The sequence below is a fragment of the Stappia sp. TSB10GB4 genome (genome assembly GCF_900185745.1).
GTDB lineage: Bacteria > Pseudomonadota > Alphaproteobacteria > Rhizobiales > Stappiaceae > Stappia.
Genome location: NZ_FYAV01000031.1, coordinates 87,024 through 102,778 on the forward strand (window position 1 = coordinate 87,024; position 15,755 = coordinate 102,778).

Annotated in this window: 12 protein-coding genes; 5 read left to right on the plus strand and 7 right to left on the minus strand. The window is 69.4% G+C overall.

The genetic code is table 11. The features are described 5' to 3' along the window. Positions 1-18: 18 nt before the first annotated feature. Both TSB10GB4_RS05140 and TSB10GB4_RS05145 read right to left on the minus strand, forming a co-directional pair. Positions 19-1,224, minus strand: a complete 1,206-nt coding sequence (locus tag TSB10GB4_RS05140; RefSeq protein ID WP_186394836.1) for a glycosyltransferase family 4 protein — start codon at positions 1,222-1,224, stop codon at positions 19-21. Further along, positions 1,221-2,330, minus strand: coding sequence for a polysaccharide deacetylase family protein (locus TSB10GB4_RS05145; protein ID WP_186394837.1), 1,110 nt, complete (start codon positions 2,328-2,330; stop codon positions 1,221-1,223). The genes TSB10GB4_RS05140 and TSB10GB4_RS05145 overlap by 4 nt, the downstream gene beginning before the upstream one ends. A 300-nt stretch (positions 2,331-2,630) precedes the next feature. On the opposite strand from TSB10GB4_RS05145, the gene TSB10GB4_RS05150 reads away from it, so the two are divergent. The 4 genes from TSB10GB4_RS05150 to TSB10GB4_RS05165 are packed head-to-tail and all read left to right on the plus strand — an operon-like array spanning position 2,631 to position 8,083. Then, positions 2,631-3,878 (plus strand): glycosyltransferase family 4 protein, encoded by a 1,248-nt coding sequence (locus TSB10GB4_RS05150; protein ID WP_186394838.1) that lies wholly within the window; start codon positions 2,631-2,633, stop codon positions 3,876-3,878. Then, a complete protein-coding gene (locus TSB10GB4_RS05155) occupies positions 3,875-5,257 on the plus strand; it encodes a lipopolysaccharide biosynthesis protein (protein WP_186394839.1) in 1,383 nt (460 codons plus the stop codon). Before TSB10GB4_RS05150 ends, TSB10GB4_RS05155 begins: the two co-directional genes overlap by 4 nt. After that, positions 5,244-6,296, plus strand: a complete 1,053-nt coding sequence (locus TSB10GB4_RS05160) for a glycoside hydrolase family 5 protein (RefSeq protein ID WP_186394840.1) — start codon at positions 5,244-5,246, stop codon at positions 6,294-6,296. Before TSB10GB4_RS05155 ends, TSB10GB4_RS05160 begins: the two co-directional genes overlap by 14 nt. Continuing rightward, positions 6,272-8,083 (plus strand): alpha/beta fold hydrolase, encoded by a 1,812-nt coding sequence (locus tag TSB10GB4_RS05165; RefSeq protein ID WP_208984452.1) that lies wholly within the window; start codon positions 6,272-6,274, stop codon positions 8,081-8,083. The genes TSB10GB4_RS05160 and TSB10GB4_RS05165 overlap by 25 nt, the downstream gene beginning before the upstream one ends. On the opposite strand, the gene TSB10GB4_RS05170 is transcribed toward TSB10GB4_RS05165, so the two are convergent. The 5 genes from TSB10GB4_RS05170 to TSB10GB4_RS05190 are packed head-to-tail and all read right to left on the minus strand — an operon-like array spanning position 8,068 to position 13,946. Continuing rightward, positions 8,068-10,545 carry a glycoside hydrolase family 2 protein gene (locus tag TSB10GB4_RS05170; RefSeq protein WP_186394842.1) on the minus strand — a complete coding sequence of 826 codons (2,478 nt, stop codon included), beginning with the start codon at positions 10,543-10,545 and terminating at the stop codon, positions 8,068-8,070. The genes TSB10GB4_RS05165 and TSB10GB4_RS05170 overlap by 16 nt on opposite strands. Positions 10,546-10,585: 40 nt before the next feature. Beyond that, the gene (locus tag TSB10GB4_RS05175; protein ID WP_186394843.1) at positions 10,586-11,581 is read right to left on the minus strand and encodes a DUF1839 family protein; all 996 of its coding nucleotides are present in this window, start codon (positions 11,579-11,581) and stop codon (positions 10,586-10,588) included. A gap of 2 nt (positions 11,582-11,583) precedes the next feature. After that, positions 11,584-12,495: an amino acid--[acyl-carrier-protein] ligase gene (locus TSB10GB4_RS05180; RefSeq protein ID WP_186394844.1), complete on the minus strand. Its 912-nt coding sequence runs from the start codon at positions 12,493-12,495 to the stop codon at positions 11,584-11,586. 12 nt (positions 12,496-12,507) lie between these two features. Further along, positions 12,508-13,689: an acyl-CoA dehydrogenase family protein gene (locus tag TSB10GB4_RS05185; protein WP_186394893.1), complete on the minus strand. Its 1,182-nt coding sequence runs from the start codon at positions 13,687-13,689 to the stop codon at positions 12,508-12,510. After that, the gene (locus TSB10GB4_RS05190; RefSeq protein ID WP_371328859.1) at positions 13,689-13,946 is read right to left on the minus strand and encodes an acyl carrier protein; all 258 of its coding nucleotides are present in this window, start codon (positions 13,944-13,946) and stop codon (positions 13,689-13,691) included. Before TSB10GB4_RS05190 ends, TSB10GB4_RS05185 begins: the two co-directional genes overlap by 1 nt. Before the next feature lie 463 nt (positions 13,947-14,409). Between TSB10GB4_RS05190 and pcaF the strand changes: the two genes are divergently transcribed. Beyond that, the gene (gene pcaF, locus TSB10GB4_RS05195) at positions 14,410-15,615 is read left to right on the plus strand and encodes a 3-oxoadipyl-CoA thiolase (RefSeq protein ID WP_186394845.1); all 1,206 of its coding nucleotides are present in this window, start codon (positions 14,410-14,412) and stop codon (positions 15,613-15,615) included. The last annotated feature ends 140 nt before the right edge of the window (positions 15,616-15,755 follow it).

Sequence of the window (15,755 nt, forward strand, 5' to 3'; positions counted from 1 at the left end):
CGAGAAATGTGACGAACTTCAGATTCGGGTGACTAGCGCCTCCCGGTAGAAGTCGGCATAGCGCTCGGCGGTGCCGTCCCAGGAATAGATCCGCGCCACCGCCATGGCGTCCTGGCGCAGGGCCTGCGGCGCAGCCGCGAGCCGCGCATGGGCGGCCTCCAGCGCCTCCGCCGCCTGCTCGGCATTGGCGAAGTCCGCCAGCGTGATCCCGGCATGCCGCTGCGCGAAGGCGATGAAGGCGGAATTCGGCTCGATCACCGGGACGAGACCTGCGCTCATCGCCTCGATCAGGGCGAGGCCGAAGCCTTCATAGACCGAGGCGCTGGCGAAGAGGCTGGAGCGGCCGACGATCTCGCGCATCGCCGTATCGTCCGGCCCGACATGGAGCTGCGCCTTTCCGGTCAGCCCGCGCTCGGCGATCATCGTCTCCACGTCCGCGGCGCTCCAGTCAAAGGGCGTGCCGACGATGTCGAGCCGCCAGTCGGGATCGCGCCGGCACAGCAGGGCGAGCGCGTCGAGCACCCGGTCGATGCGCTTGTTGTGCGACAGCCGGCCGATGGTGACGATCCCCTTGACCGGCGCCTTCGATCCCGCGTCCCCCAGCTTGGCAAGGTCGACGCCGTTCTCGATCAGCCGGACCTTGCTGGGGGCGATGGCGGCGAAGCGGTCGTAGTCGCTCTGGCTGCAGCAGGCGAGGCCCCGATAGGCGGTGGCCGAGAGCCGGGTCAGCGTGTTGAACCAGACCGTCTTCAGCCCCCCCGCCGTGCCGCTGTGGAAGAAGCCGCCATGGGTGGTGGCGACCAGCGGCTTGCGGTGAAACGGGGCGGCGAGCGCCAGCGCGTCGAAGAAGAAGTCAATGGCGTGGACATGCACGAGATCCGCGTCGGCGATCGCCCGGAACACCCCCGGCGTCACCGGATAGCGGGTCGAACCGTGCCAGGGCAGGCGGATCACCTCGACCCCGTCGATCACCTCGCGCGCCGGCAGGCGCTCGCGCGTGCCGCCGCGGAACACCTGGTCGCAGGTGACGATCGTCACCCGTGCGAACCGGTCCTTCTGGCGCGCCACAAGGCTTGCGACGAAATCCTCCAGCCCGCCGACGCTCGGCTTGTACTGGCGCACCACATGCACCAGCCGCAGGCGGTCCAGCGGGTCGCCGGTCACCGCCTTGGCGAGGCTGTGGTCGGGGGCACTGCGGTTGGGGGCACTGGCGGGAGCGCTCATGCGGCGGGCTCCGCGATGCCGGCCAGCGGACTGCCGCCGCGCGCGGCGATGGCGCGGAACAGCCCGTCGATGCCGCAGGCGGTATAGGCGGCGGAGTCCTCGGTGTATTCGGCGTTCTGCCGGGGCAGGGTGAAGAGATGGTGCGCGTGCTCGGGAAACAGCGAGCCCGGCATGGTGGTGACGGCGGTGCGGAAGCCCGCCTCGCGCACGATCCGCGGCTCGCGCTCGCCCGACAGGGACGGCGGGCCGTAGGGATAGGCGAAATGCGGCACCTCGCGGCCGAGCAGCGTTTCCAGATAGGCCTTGTTGTCGGAAATGTCGGCGCGCAGGTCGGCCTCGTTGAGCAGGGCAAGGGCGCGGTGGGTCGTGGTATGGGCGGCGATCTCGATCAAGGGATGCCGGTCGGCGGCGACGACGCCGGCCTCATCCAGAATGTGCCGGTCGATCGCATCGGCAAGCGAGATGCCGTGGGAGCGGAACGTCGGGGCCAGCATCTCCGCCCGGCGGAAGTCGTCCCAGACCCAGCCGATGGCGCGCCGCAGGCCGCCGATCTTGCTGTCGAGGTCCGGGCACAGGAAGCGCGCGTCCATCGCCTCGATCTCGATCCGCTCGCGGGCGCGGAACAGTTCGGTGAGGCCGAGCCACCAGGCGTTGAGGGTGCGGGTCGTCATTTCGGTCGGCACATAGATCGTTGCCGGCGCGGCATATTTCTCCAGCAGCGGCAGCGCCAGATCGATGTTCGAGCGATAGCCGTCGTCGAAGGTCAGCACCGCGAAGGGGCGCGGATCGTTCTCAGCCAGCCGGCGGATCGCCTCGTCCAGCGTCACCACCTCGCGGCCGCGCTGCCTCAGCCCGGCCAGGATCCGCTCGAAGTCGTCGATCCGGCATCCCTGGTCGAGCTGGGCGCGGGGATCGTGCGTGAAATCGTGGAACATCAGGATGACGCCGGAGCCGCCATAGCGCCGGGCGAGGAGGCGGGTGAGGCCGCTGTTTGCCAGCAGCCGCAGGCCGAGCGTCTTCGCCCGCCGGCGGGTGAGGTCGGCGAGGTTGGGTCGCGGCCGTGTCGCGGGGCGTGCCTGCACGGTGTCCTCGGTCGTTGCCGTCATCTTCTTGCCATTCTGTCATGCAGGAAGTCTGCGCCGCGCATCGCGCTGCCGTCGCCCGCGAAGCTAGGATCAAGGTATGAACGGCCGGTTGCCGCTGGCCGGACAGGCCAGCGTTTTCGGCCCCATGGTAAAGCAAGATTGAAGCGGGGTCGCCGGACCGCCCTGTCCTTTTGCGGCAAGCTCCGATTAACTCAACCGGCCGGAAACGCGCCCGCACGACTGGCGAAACGGCCCCGAACACGGGCGATTAACATGTTTCCGCTATCAGGCGGGGTAGACTCACCGCCTAGGACAAGCTCCATGAACCCGCCCAGGCCGATGCGCATCTTGATGGCTTGCGCTGCCTTTCCGCCCTACATGGACGGCGGCGGGCCGATTTCCGCCCTGATGCTCGCGCGCATGCTCGCGGGCGAGGGGCATGTCTTGCGCGTCGTCAACGCGGCGGACGAGGAGGGGCTGGAGCGCCTCGACGGGTTCGAGGTCCGGCGCATCCGCCCGACCAATGTCTACTGGAACTATCGCCGGCCCCGCCCGACCTGGAAGAAGGCCGTCTGGCATCTGCTGGAAAACGGCAATCCGCGCGCCTTCCAGGTGATGCGCCGCGAGATCGCCGACTTCCGGCCCGATGTGCTGCTGACCGACAGTATCGAGAACATCAACGTCGCCTCCTGGGCGGCGGCCCGCTCGCTCGGTGTGCCGGTGGCGCATACGCTGCGCAGCGCCTTCCTGCTGTGCTGGCGCGGCGTCATGCAGAAGCCCGACGGACGCAACTGCGAAAGCCAGTGCACCGGCTGCTGGCTGACCTCGCTCGGCAAGCGCCATTTCACCCGCTATGTCGACGCGGTCTGCGGCGAGAGCCGGGAGGTGATCGAGCGGCATGTCTCGGCCGGCTATTTCCCCAATGCCTTGAGCGCCCGCATTCCCGGCGCTGTCGACAGGGTTGCCGGGGCCGCGGCACGGCCCTTCCCGGCGGACCGCCCCTTGCGCGTCGGCTTTCTCAGCGTCCACACGCCGTTCAAGGGGCTGCAGGTGCTGGGCGAGGCGGCCTGTGCCGCCACCGGCCGGCCGGTGGACTATGTCATCGCCGGCACGGCGCCGGACGGCAGCGAGGCACCGGCGCTCACCCGCGCCTTTCCCCCCGAGCGGACCCGCTTCCTCGGCTGGAGCGATCCGGCGGCGTTCTTCCCGCAGGTCGACCTGCTGGTGTTCCCCTCGCTCGGCCGCGAGGCCTTCGGCCGTGTCGCCATCGAGGCCTTCGCCCATGGCGTGCCGGTGCTCGGCTCCGACCTCGGCGGCATCGCGGAGACGGTGGCCGACGACCATAACGGCTTCCTGTTCCCGCCCGGCGATGTCGCCGCGCTCGCCGCGCTGATCGACCGGGTCGCCGGCGACGGTGCGCTTTACGAGCGGCTGTCGCGGGGGGCGCTGGCCTCCGCCGAGCCCTATTATCGGCCGCATGTCGCCGCCGCCTATACGAGGTTCCTGGCGAGTGCCATCGACCATGCGGCGGCGCGCCTGGAGCGCGGGCGCGAGCAGGTGGCCTCATGATCGGGCGGATCCGCGCCATTGTCGCCAGCAAGGGAGGTCGCAAGATCTTCTGGGCGCTGGTCAGCCGGGGCAGCAGCACGGTGCTGAGCTTCGCCCTGCTTCTGGTGGCGAGCCGGGTGCTCGATACCGACGAATACGGCCTCTACATCTTCCTGTTCTCGATCGGCTCCTCGCTCGGGCTGATCGCCGTCTTCGGCCAGCAGGTCCTGCTGATGAAGCACTTCCGCGTGGCCGAGCATGTGCGCGGGGAGACCAACCAGCCGATCCTCTTCTACAACGCGCTGTGGCTCGGCGTCGGCTGCGGCGGCCAGGTGCTGGCGGCGCTTGTCGTCTGGATCTTCTCCGACCGGCTCCCCTACCCTTACGACCATCTGCCGGTCGCCCTGCTGTTTGGGGCGATCTTCACCTTGAGCGAATATCTGCAGAGCTATTTCATCGTCCATGCGCGCATCGTGCTGGCCCTGGTGCCGCGCGAGAATCTCTGGCGCCTGGTGTCCAGCCTGACGCTGGTGGGCCTTGCCTGGGCCGGCCTGCTGCATACCGGTGCTGCGGCGATCGAGATCGTCACCGGCCTGCTCGCGCTGATGGTCGGCTACCAGTTCGTCCGCTTCGTCGGCCGGGAGGGGCTGTCGTTCCTGCGCGTCGCCGATGCCCGGGCGCAGGTGCCTTCGCGCGCCTGGCGCCGCGAGACGCTGACCTTCTCGGCCAACGGCTTCTTCTCGGCCGCCGCGGTCTATTTCGAGACGATCTTGATCGGCATCGCCATCGGCCTGGATGTTGCGGCCTTCTATTTCGTCGCCACCCGCATCGCCTCCCTGTTGATCCTGCCGGTGCTGGCGATCGACACGGTCGGCGTGCCGCTGATCTCCGCCCGCTTCCAGGAGCGGGACTATGCCGGCGCGCAGAAGCTCGTGTCCATGCTGTCGGCGGGCAGTTTCGTCCTGGCCTTCATCGGCGGCCTCGCCCTGCTGGTGGTCGGGCCCTTCGTGCTGCACCTGTTCAATCCGGCCTTTGTCGAGCATTTCCCGGTGCTGGTGCTGCTGTCGATCGGGGCGATTGCCCATGCCTTCTTCGGGCCCGGCACCTGGCTGATGATGATCGGCGGCGGCGAGGCCTATCTGCTCAAGGCGCGCAGCCTGGTCTTCGCGGCCTATCTCGGCCTGCTCTTTCTGCTGGCCAGCCAGTTCGGACCGGAAGGCGTCGCCATGGCCGGCGTCATCGAACTGGTGACGCTGCACCTGATCTCGCGCCGCTGGGTGCTGCGCAAGTGGCAGGTCGACAATGCCGCCACCTCGTTCCTGGTCCTGCGCTGGCGCGAGAGGCGGGCGACGGGCGAGGCCGCTCGGCAATTGGAGGCGGGGGACAATGGCCGTCTCTAGGATCATCGCCGGCGGCGTTCTCGCCGCCTTGCTGCTCGGCGCGCTGCCCGTGGGCGCGGCCGAGTGCCTGCGCGGCGCCAATGCGGCCGGCGCCGAGTTCGGCGAGGCGCTGCCCGGCGAGTTCGGCCGTCACTACATCTATCCCTCGGCCGAGACCCTGCGCTACCTGCGCTCGAAGGGAATGAATGTCGTCCGCCTGCCGTTCCGCTGGGAGCGGCTGCAGAAGCAGCAGTTCGCCGAGTTCGATGCGGCCGAGCTGACGCGCCTGCGCGAGACGGTCGCGGCCGCCACCGGGCTCGGCATGACGGTCGTGCTCGATCCGCACAATTTCGCCATGTACTACCAGAAGACCATCGGCAGCGACGATGTGCCGATCGCCGCCTTCGCCGATTTCTGGCGCCGTCTCGCGCCGCTCTTTGCCGGGCGCGACGACGTCATCTATCTGCTCATGAACGAGCCGGCCTTGATCACCGCGCAGCACTGGCTGCCGTCCGCCAATGCCGCCATCGCCGAGATCCGCGCCGCCGGCGCCGACAATTTCATCCTCGTGCCGGGCACCATCTGGACCGGCGCCGTTCACTGGTATGCCGATCAGCCGGGCGGCTCGAATGCGCAGGTGATGCGCGGCGTCATCGACCCGCTCAATCACTACGGCTTCGACATCCACCAGTATCTCGACGACGACTATTCCGGCACCAAGACCGCCTGCAACAAGGTGGACGAGGCGATCGCCGCGCTGGAGCGCGTCACCGCCTGGATGGAGGAGACCGGCAACCGCGCCTTCCTCGGCGAGTTCGGCGGCCATGCCCGCCCCGATTGCTATCGCGGCCTTGCCCGCCTCGTCGGCCTCGTCAACGCGCGCCCCGACATCTGGGCCGGCTGGGCGATCTGGGCCGCCGGCGACTGGTGGGGCGACCATCCGCTTTCGGTGCAGCCGCTCGAGGACGGGCTCGACCGGCCGCAGATGGTGGCGATCGAGCATTTCATCCCGCGCCGGACGGAGCAGGAGCGCACATGCGAGGCGTTGCGCCGCCGATGATGACGAGGGACCCCGCACCGCGTCTGCCGGTCGCCTTTGCCGGCACCTTCGGTCTGCTGGACATGGCCGGCGGCGATGTCGGCGTGGTCGTTTGCGAGCCCTGGGGCTACGAGGCGCTTTGCGCCCGCCGCGCCCTGCGCGTGCTGTCCGACCGGCTGTCGGCGCTGGGCTGTCCGGTGTTGCGCTACGACCAGCCCGGTGCGGGCGATTCGCTCGCCGGCACCGGCGAGATCGAGGGCCTCGCCCCGTTCGAGGCGGCGCTCGCGGCCGCCTGCGAGACGCTGCTGCGGCACACCAAGGCCACCCGCGTCGTGCTGCTCGGCCTCGGGCTCGGCGCGGCCCTGTGCCTGCGTCATGCCGGCGCCCATCCGCAAGGTGTCGCCGGCCTCGTGCTGCTGGCGCCCCCGGTCAAGGGGCGCCTGTGGCTGCGCGAGACCCAGGCCCGCGCTTCGATGATTGGCGAGATCACCGGTTCGCCCCCCGCGCCCGGCCCCGGCGAGGCGCTGCGGATCGCCGGCCTGCCCCTGTCGGAGGCGCTTGCCGGCGAGTTACGCGACCTCGATCTCGGGTCCCTGACGCCGCCGGCCTGTCCGGTGCTGGCGCTGGCGCGCGAGGGACGCTCCGCGGAAATCGCCCTGTGCGAGGCGCTGGCCGGCGCCACCGGCGGCGAGGCCGGCATCATGGCCGGCTATGACGACCTGATGACCGACCCGACCGGGTCGATCGTACCGGAGGCCGATTTCGCGAAGGTTGTCTCCTGGCTGGGGCATCTCCTGCCAGACGACCTTGCGGAGGTTACGGATCTTGTGCCGGATGCGGCGCCGGCCGCTCTCGCCGCTGCGGACTTCCAGGAAACCCTGTGCCTGTTCGGCCCGCGGGAGGCTCTGGTCGGGGTCTGGTGCGAGCCCTCCCGACCCGATCCGCAGGCTCTGCCGGTGATGCTGCTGAATGCCGGCGGCAATCCGCGCGCCGGCTGGGCTCGCGGCGCGGTGGAGGTCGCCCGCGCCCTTGCCATGGCCGGCATCCCCTCCTTCCGCTTCGACCTTGCCGATATCGGCGACAGCCGGTCTCTCCCCGGCGGCCCCGCCATCGTGCATTACGATCCCGCGCTTCCGGCGCAACTGTCCGCCGCCATCGATCTGTGCGCGGCGCGGGGCGGCGGCAGCCGCGTCGTCGTCACCGGCAATTGCGGCGGCGCCTATCTGGCGCTGAACGGCGCGGTGACGGACCCGCGCGTCGCCCAGGTGGTGCCGGTCAATCTCCAGCGCTTCCTGTGGGACCCGCGCGACGATGTCGCCGAGGTGCTGCGCTTCGGTCACAGTTCGGCGAGCGAGTACGGTCGCAAGCTGTTCAACCTGGAGAAATGGAAGCGGGTGCTGGCCGGCAAGTCCCACCCGATCGGCATCCTGCGCAATCTGGCGATCCGGGCCTGGCGCGAGAGCGAGCGGCGTCTTGCGCCGTTCCTGTTCGGGCTGGCGCCGTTCTCGCGGCTCTACCGGCAGGTGCATGCCAATCTGGCGACCCTCGCCCGGCGCCGCGTCGGGATCGTCCTCGTCTATACCGAGGGCGACCGGGGCCTTGCCGAGATGGAGACCTTCTTCGGCGCGGGGTGGAAGCGGCTCGCCGCCTATCCGAACATCGCCGTCGTCCTCATTCCCGATGCCGACCACAACCTCACGCCGGCGGCGGCGCGGCTGGCGCTTTGCGACCAGGTGATCGCGGCGTCGCTGGGACCCCGCGCCGGGGAGGGAGCGGCCGGGAGGGCGGAGGTTCAGCCCGCCGCGTAAGGCACCGGCAGCCCGGCGAGCGGCACGACCTGCCCGCGCGGCCGTGCCTCGGCCGGCGCGCTGGCCCGCCGCCGCAGCTCGACGCGCTTCACCGCGCCGGGAGCGAGGTGAAACCCGTTGTCGAGCGCCAGGAACGCCTCGTCGCGGATCGCGACGCTCTGCGCCACCCTGTCGGTCGACAGGTGCAGGCACCAGCCGCCCTCCGGCGTGGCGACGACCTCGGCGGCAATCTTCGCCCCGCGCGCGGCGCGGCCGCGTCCGAGCGGGAAGTGGAACGCCTCGTCCAGCACCGTGCCGGTCTGCGGATCAAGCGCCCGCACATGCACGCAGTCATGCGACGGCGGGCCGAAGCGGAAGGCGAGTGTCGTGTCGAAGAAGGCGCCGATCAGCCGCGTCGCCGGCAGGCTCAGGCTGCCATGCGCGGGCATCTCCACCACCTCCGCGCCGCTCGCCACCGCCATCTGCCCCTCGCGCAGGCAGGCGATCTCGAGCCGCAGGGGACGCGCGTCGGGCCCATCGTTCTGCAGGTGGATGTCGAGCCCGTTGGTGCCCTCGTCGGTGACGGTCAGGCACAGCGGCGCGAACGCCCGGCGCAAGCCATGCCAGGCGGATTTCGGCGTGCCGTCATGGGCGACGACGCCCCAGCCGGCGCCCGGCATCAGGTCCTGGAAGGTCCACACCAGCGCCCCGCCGCAGCCCGATCCCTCGCGCCGCCATTCCGCGAATGTCGCCTCCATCACCTCGGCGACGGCCGCCCGGCCGTGGTCGAGATAGGCGGCCGGATCGCCGTAGCGCAGCTCGAGCGGCTCGATCCCGTAGAGCTCGCGCAGATAGTGGTCGCGCACGTCCTCGAAATCCCAGCCGACATCCCGGTCGCGCGGCACGCCGCGCTTCCAGTCCGGATGGTGGCAGGGGGCGAGTTCGGAGACCGCGCCGGGCTCCGGCACGTTGGAAAAGGCAAGGCATTCGCCGGCAAAGCGCACATTTGCCCGCCTTGCATCCTCCAGCGGCCGGCGATAGGCGCCGACGCCGTAGTAATGGGCAATGCCCGCATTCGGTGAAAACGGCATGGCCCCGCCGCTCGGCGAGTTCGCCACATAGGGCACGTCGGGCCGCGCGCCTGCCGCCGCACCGGGCAGGATCTCCTCGCTCAAGGCCCCGCGCCAGCGCTCTTCCGGCAGGCCCATCATCGCGCCCTGCTGGTGCATCTCGCTGCCACCGCAGATCACCGCAAGCGAGGGCGAGGCGCTGCTTGCGGCCAAAAGGTCCGCCGTCTCGCGGGCGACTTTCGCCGCGAAGTCGGGATCGCTCGCCGGATAATCGAAATTGGCGAAGGGCAGGTCCTGCCACACGAGAATGCCGAACTCGTCGCACAGCTCGAAGAAGGCCGGGCTTTCCGGCGCCATCGTGCCGCCGATCCGCAGCATGTTCATATGTGCATCGCGCGCCAGCTCCAGCCAGGGGCGATAGGCGTCGCGGGTGCCGGGCAGGGCGCAGATGTCGGCGCTGGTCCACACCGCGCCGCGGCAGAACACCGGCACGCCGTTGACGAGAAGGGCGAAACCGTTGCCGTCCGGTCCCCGGTCGACCTCGATCCGCCGGAAGCCGGTGCGTCCCAGCAACCGGTCGTGGCCGCCGCCGACAAGCCGGACCTCGTGCAGCGCGGGCGTTCCGTGGGTGTGCGGCCACCAGGGGGCGATATCGGGAAGCTCCAGCGTCGCCGCGAGCCTGCCGTCCACCTGTGCGTGCAGCGGCGCCTCCACACCGGCGCAGGCGATGCGCGCGCCGGCCGCAAAGGCCTCGCCGGGCCGCAGCGAAACAGTGAGCTCTCCGGTGCCGTCCGCGCGCAAGGCGGCGCGGACCGAAAGATCGTGCAGCAGGACATCGGACGCGGCAGCCAGCGTCATCGCCCGCCAGGGTCCGACCGCATGCACGCTCGGGCACCAGCCCGGCATGTGGCCGAGCAGGGTGCTGCGCACCATCCTCAGGCCCGGCTCGTCGACGAGCCGCGTCCGCCAGCGCGCGCGGGGTCCTTTTTTTGCGAAATGCGGGGTCAGCGCGCGAAAGCAGAACACCAGTTCCGCCGGGCCTTCGAGATCGAAGGCGACCTCCAGCGGCTGATACATGCTGTCGGAGGCGAGCAGCGGCGCGCCGTCGATCCAGGCTTCGCAGACCGTCGCCAGCCCGTCGCAGCGAAAGACATGTGTCCCGGGCTTGCTCGGAGCGACGCTGCAGCGATACCAGACGTCCTTGTCATGCAGCGGCGTCGGGTTTTCGCGCGAGAACCGTCCCGCTGCCTCCAGCGCCGCCGCCGCCGTTCCCGGCACCTGTGCCGGCACCCAGTCGGCGTCCGGGTCCATCTCGGCGGGCGTTGCCCAGGCACTCTCCGGCGTCACGCAGAGCCGCCAGTCGGCGCCGGCAAGGCGGTTGGCGGCTGCGGGCAGGGTGGCAAGGTCGATCATCTGGCTCCCCCGGGTCCGGCCGGGCCGCGCGGCCGCAGCGTCACGCCGCGCGGGTGCCGGCACGTGCCGCAAGCTTCGCTTCCAGCCCGGTCATCAGCGTATCCCAGGCCGTTGCTGCCGGCGTCAAGGCCTCGCCGAGCCCGGCGAAGCGCTTGCGCGCCAGCGCCCGCGCAAGCTGGAACTGCAGCGTCTTGCAGCATTCGGAGATGGCGCGCGCCGCGCCCGCTTCCCCCGCAAGGCTGCCGTCCGGCGCGAGCCAGTCGAGATGGCTCGCCGCCAGCTCGAAATTGGCGCCGGCCTGGCGCAGCGTGTTGAAGGCGTATTTGTGGAAGGCCTCGAAGGGCCGCTCCGACAGCGCCTCGATCTCGGCGGCAAAGCCGGATGCATAGGCGGCAAAGGGATTGTCCTTGGGCCGCCGCGCCAGATGTCCGGCAAGCAGCCGCCAGGCGATCTCGCGCGGGTTGCCGGCCGGGGCGGTCTCGGGGAATTTCGCGAACTCGGTATAGGGCAGGAACGGCAGCGGCTGGGCCTGGTCGCCGCGCTGGAACACCCCGTCGAAATCCTCGCCCTCCAGCTCGAAGAAGCCGGCATTGTGGAAATAGCGCAGGCGCCTGGCGCCTTCGTCCAGCGCGGTGATCGCCACCGTCGTCTTGCCGTGCTCGATGCGGTAGCTGACGCCCTGCGTGTCGGGCAGAAAATAGCTGTCGACCTCGACGAGGCAGAGCCGGCCGCGGGCGATCTGCGTCGCCACATGCCGCTCGACCGGCTCAAAGACGGCAAGCTCGGTGGCGCGGATGCCGTAGAGCGTCTCCAGGTCCTCCAGCGGCACCTTGAAGAAGGTGAACTGGTCGCCCTCGAAATCCTGCGTCACGGTGAAGCCGAGCATTGCCTCCACCGGCAGGCCGAGCGCGTGCAGCACCTCGATCCACAGGTCGACATAGCAATTGGTCTCCGGCCACATCCTGCCTGCGTCATGCAGGGGATGCGGCCGGTAGCCGTCGGCCCGAAGGGCGGCGAGCCTGTCGAATGCGGGCATGGTCAGCCCCACAGCGCCTTGCGCACGTCGGCCGGCCAGTCGGCCGTGTCCAGCCCGTGCCGGGCGAACAGCGCGAGCGCGATCCGCTCCAGACCGAAGCCGACACAGGCCGTATGCGCGGTCTCGCCGTCATGGGTGGTCAGGCCCCAGGTCGTGCCGAAATGGTCCTGGTGGTAGTTGAAGCTGAGGCAGGCAGTCTTGTTCGCGGACGAGGTGACCGGGATCAGCAGCTCGAATTTCAGCTTCTGCTCGCGCTGGCTGTTGCCCATCATCTTGCCGGCGCGGCCGAAGAACGGATCGTTCGCCGTGTCCAGTTCCACGTCCAGCCCGACGGCGGAGATCAGCGCCTGGGCGCGCTCCATCCAGTCCTCGCGGAACTCCATCACCTGGTCCGGCGTGCCCATGCGCACGAATTCGCGCATGCGGAAGAGCTGCATGCGGGCCGGGTCCTTGGAGGGCTCGTGGCGGAAGCAGTAGGACTGCAGGTCGAACAGCCCGCCGCCCGCCGGCAGCGGCCCGCGCTTGGCGATCACCGGATAGAGCGGGTAGCAGGCCGCCGGGGTCAGCACCACGTCGGTGGCCTTCTGTCCTTGCGTCCAGTCGCCGCCCTCGGCGATGCATTGCAGCAGGTTGGCGTGGTCGAGCTCGCAGCCGCAGAAACTGTGCACCGTGCCGGCCAGTTGCGGAAAGCTCTTCATGTAGCCGGACCCTTCGAAATGGGTGCGGTTCATGCCCGGCGGGAAGCGGATCACCTCGGGCCGCGCATCGGCCGGCGCGTGGACGTCGATCAGCTTTTCGAAGCGCGCGATCACGTCCTCGAAGGCGCCGCTTCGGCCATAGAGGCCGTCGATGCCGGTGTCGATCAGCAGGCCGGCGGCGAGCAGCCGGTCGAGCAGCGAGCTCTGCATGTCCATACTGTCCTCCTCTCAGCCGAAAAGGCTGGTGTCCTGCTTGTGCACGAGCAGCATGGTCGACGTGTTGCCGAGGATGCGGTCGTTGGAGATCATCAACTGGGCCGAATGCGCGTCGCGCAGGTGCCGGCCGAGGCTGTAGGGCGTGCCGTTCTTGTAGCCGAGGATGCCGCAGATCAGCATGCAGTGGTTGATGATCGCCAGGATCGTCTGCGAACTGGCGATCTTCAGGTTGTTGATCGCCACGGCGAAGCTCATCGCCGACAGCTTGTCCTCGTCCTGGCGGGCTTCCTCGTATTTCTCGACGGCGGCGACGATGCTGGCCTTCACCCCCTGCAGCAGGGTCGAGGCCTCGGCCAGCCGCAGCGCGCCGGGCGGCGCCTGGTCGGGTGTGCGGCGCGCGGCCGCGCGCACGAAGGCCTGGGCCCGGGCGAAGGCGTCGGCGGCGATGCCGTACCACACCGCGCTCCACAGGATATGCGCATGGGCGAGCATCGACTGCGCGGCGATCTCGGCGAAGGGCCGGGGCAGGATCTGCCTGGCCGGCGCCTCGCCCTTGAACAGGAAGCCGTCGGAGCAGGTGCCGCGCATGCCGAGCGTGTCCCACACATGGGTCTGCTCGAGCGTGTACTGGTCCTTCAGGAAGACGGTCATCACCTGGTCGCTGGAGGCGGCCTGGGGATGTGCCCGCGAGGTGATCAGGATGGCGTCGGCGTCGAGGCCGTAGGAGATGACGGTGGCGTCCTTCTGCAGCCGGCAGGTGTCGCCCTCGACCTCAATCGCGCAGATCGAATTGCGCAGGTTGCCGCCGATGCCGCCTTCGGTGGTGGCCGAGCCCAGTAGCAGTTGTTCGCTTGCCACCCGGGCCATGAAGCCGCGGTGCCAGTCGTCGCCCTCGCTGTGGCTGACCAGGCTCGACGCCTTGATGTGATGCATGGCGAAGATCATCGCGGCCGAGGCGCAGGCCTGGCCGAGGATCGCACAGAGTTCGGCGATCTGCGCCACCGTGGCGCCCTCGCCGCCGAGATCCGCCGGGATCTGGCAGCCGAGCAGCCGTTCATTGCGCATCGCCTCGACCGCTTCGCGCGGGAACCGCGCCTCGCCGTCGACCGCTTCCGCATGGGCGGCGGCGATGGTTGCGACCCGGCGCATGCGCTCGCAGAGCGTCGTCGCCAGAGCGGAGCCGAGCGCGTTCATCACGCCACCCGCTCTCGCGGGGCGAGTTCGGCGACCGCCGAAGAGATCGCGCCGATGCTGGCGAAGGTCTTGCGGTTGAGCATCGTCTCCGGGAATTCGATGTCGAATCGCTCCTCCAGCGCCAGCATCAACTGGACGGAGGCGAAGGAAGACAGGCCGGCGGCGTAGAGATCGGCGTCGTCGGCAAGGGTGGCGACATCCACCGGAAGCTTGCCGTGGCTGGCGATGATCTCGCGCACATCCTCGATGATTGACATTGTCACGCTCCTGTAAATGCGACACCAGCGTAAATTCTTGTGTCCTTGTGGTTCGGTTATGTCCGAAATGTGCTTCAGCGAGTGACGCAAAGGAATGCAGATGTCGGAGCCGAACCGTTTGACGATCTCGTTGCCTGCGGTATCGCATGTCCGGATTGAAAATATCTAAAGATGATTGCAGACAAAAGCTGGAGATCTATTAAGGTTAATCCTGAGCTGTGCAAGGCATCCTGCGCGGCTGCGACGCTTTGACCAGCCGGCGCGCCGCGTTCCGGCGATCCCGTGGGAGCTTGCTCCTTCTCCCCGCCCCTCGTCGTCCCGTCCGTCCGGACGCCGCCGGGGCTTTTCGTTGACCGGCCGGTCGATCAATTAGTATATGCCGGCAAGAGGCGTTGACGCCTGCCTGAGGGGCGGGGAAAAAGGCGCCGGCAATAACGGCCCGGCCGGGCCAGGGAGGTCTTTGATGCGCAATGCCTATATCGTCGACTATGTCCGCACACCGATCGGCCGTTTCGGCGGCGTCCTGTCCCAGGTGCGGGCCGACGATCTCGGGGCGGTGCCGATCCGCGCGCTGATGGCGCGCAATGCCGGCGTCGACTGGGCGCGCGTCGACGATGTCATCTATGGTTGCGCCAACCAGGCCGGCGAGGACAACCGTAATGTCGCGCGCATGGCCGCGCTTCTTGCCGGCCTGCCGGTCGAGGTGCCCGGCACCACGGTCAACCGCCTGTGCGGCTCGGGCATGGACGCGGTGATCATGGCCGCGCGCGCCATTCGCACCGGCGAGGCGGAACTGATGATCGCCGGCGGCGTCGAGAGCATGTCGCGCGCGCCCTTCGTGCTGCCCAAGGCCGACAGCGCCTTCTCCCGCCACGCCGAAATCCATGACACCACCATCGGCTGGCGCTTCGTCAATCCCCTGATGAAGGCGCAATACGGCATCGATTCCATGCCGGAGACGGCGGAAAACGTTGCCGAGGAGTTCAATGTCTCCCGCACCGACCAGGATGCCTTCGCCGCCCGCTCGCAGGACCGTGCCGTCGCGGCCCAGGAGAACGGCCGTCTCGCCCGCGAGATCGTCCCGGTGACCATTCCGCAGCGCAAGGGCGATCCGGTGGTGGTCGAGCGCGACGAGCACCCGCGCGCCGGCACCACGGCGGAGAAGCTCGCCAAGCTGCCGACCCCGTTCCGCCAGGGCGGTTCGGTGACGGCGGGCAATGCCTCCGGCGTCAATGACGGCGCCGCCGCGCTGCTCATCGCCTCGGAAGATGCCGTGCAGGCCTATGGCCTGACGCCGATTGCCCGCATCATTGGCGGTGCCACGGCCGGCGTGCCGCCGCGCGTCATGGGCATCGGCCCGGTGCCGGCGAGCCGCAAGCTGATGGCGCGGCTCGGCCTGTCGATCGGCGATTTCGACGTCGTCGAGCTGAACGAGGCCTTCGCCGCCCAGGGGCTGGCGGTGATGCGCGAGCTCGGACTCGCGGACGATGCCGACCACGTCAACCCGAATGGCGGGGCCATCGCGCTTGGCCATCCGCTCGGCATGTCGGGCGCGCGCATCGTCGGCACGGCGGCGCTGGAACTGGCGCAGCGCGGCGCCGTCCGCGCCCTCGCCACCATGTGCATCGGCGTCGGCCAGGGCATTGCCTGCGCCATCGAGCGGGCCTGACGGGCCCCTTGCGACCCCTCTGGTGAGGTCCGGGGCGACGAACTGTCGCGCCCGGACCGGGAGAAAGTAGGAGAAAGGAAAGGGCTCGCCCTACACGATTTCTTGAGCCTTGGCCGCTACGATCCGTATCGTGAAGCTGT

What these genes read in the sequence shown, in the direction of transcription:
- TSB10GB4_RS05140 (WP_186394836.1), bottom strand. Translation starts at nt 1,224, where the DNA reads ATGAGCGCTCCCGCCAGTGCCCCCAACCGCAGTGCCCCCGACCACAGC.
- TSB10GB4_RS05145 (WP_186394837.1), bottom strand. Translation starts at nt 2,330, where the DNA reads ATGACGGCAACGACCGAGGACACCGTGCAGGCACGCCCCGCGACACGG.
- TSB10GB4_RS05150 (WP_186394838.1), top strand. Translation starts at nt 2,631, where the DNA reads ATGAACCCGCCCAGGCCGATGCGCATCTTGATGGCTTGCGCTGCCTTT.
- TSB10GB4_RS05155 (WP_186394839.1), top strand. Translation starts at nt 3,875, where the DNA reads ATGATCGGGCGGATCCGCGCCATTGTCGCCAGCAAGGGAGGTCGCAAG.
- TSB10GB4_RS05160 (WP_186394840.1), top strand. Translation starts at nt 5,244, where the DNA reads ATGGCCGTCTCTAGGATCATCGCCGGCGGCGTTCTCGCCGCCTTGCTG.
- TSB10GB4_RS05165 (WP_208984452.1), top strand. Translation starts at nt 6,272, where the DNA reads ATGCGAGGCGTTGCGCCGCCGATGATGACGAGGGACCCCGCACCGCGT.
- TSB10GB4_RS05170 (WP_186394842.1), bottom strand. Translation starts at nt 10,545, where the DNA reads ATGATCGACCTTGCCACCCTGCCCGCAGCCGCCAACCGCCTTGCCGGC.
- TSB10GB4_RS05175 (WP_186394843.1), bottom strand. Translation starts at nt 11,581, where the DNA reads ATGCCCGCATTCGACAGGCTCGCCGCCCTTCGGGCCGACGGCTACCGG.
- TSB10GB4_RS05180 (WP_186394844.1), bottom strand. Translation starts at nt 12,495, where the DNA reads ATGGACATGCAGAGCTCGCTGCTCGACCGGCTGCTCGCCGCCGGCCTG.
- TSB10GB4_RS05185 (WP_186394893.1), bottom strand. Translation starts at nt 13,689, where the DNA reads ATGAACGCGCTCGGCTCCGCTCTGGCGACGACGCTCTGCGAGCGCATG.
- TSB10GB4_RS05190 (WP_371328859.1), bottom strand. Translation starts at nt 13,946, where the DNA reads ATGTCAATCATCGAGGATGTGCGCGAGATCATCGCCAGCCACGGCAAG.
- pcaF (WP_186394845.1), top strand. Translation starts at nt 14,410, where the DNA reads ATGCGCAATGCCTATATCGTCGACTATGTCCGCACACCGATCGGCCGT.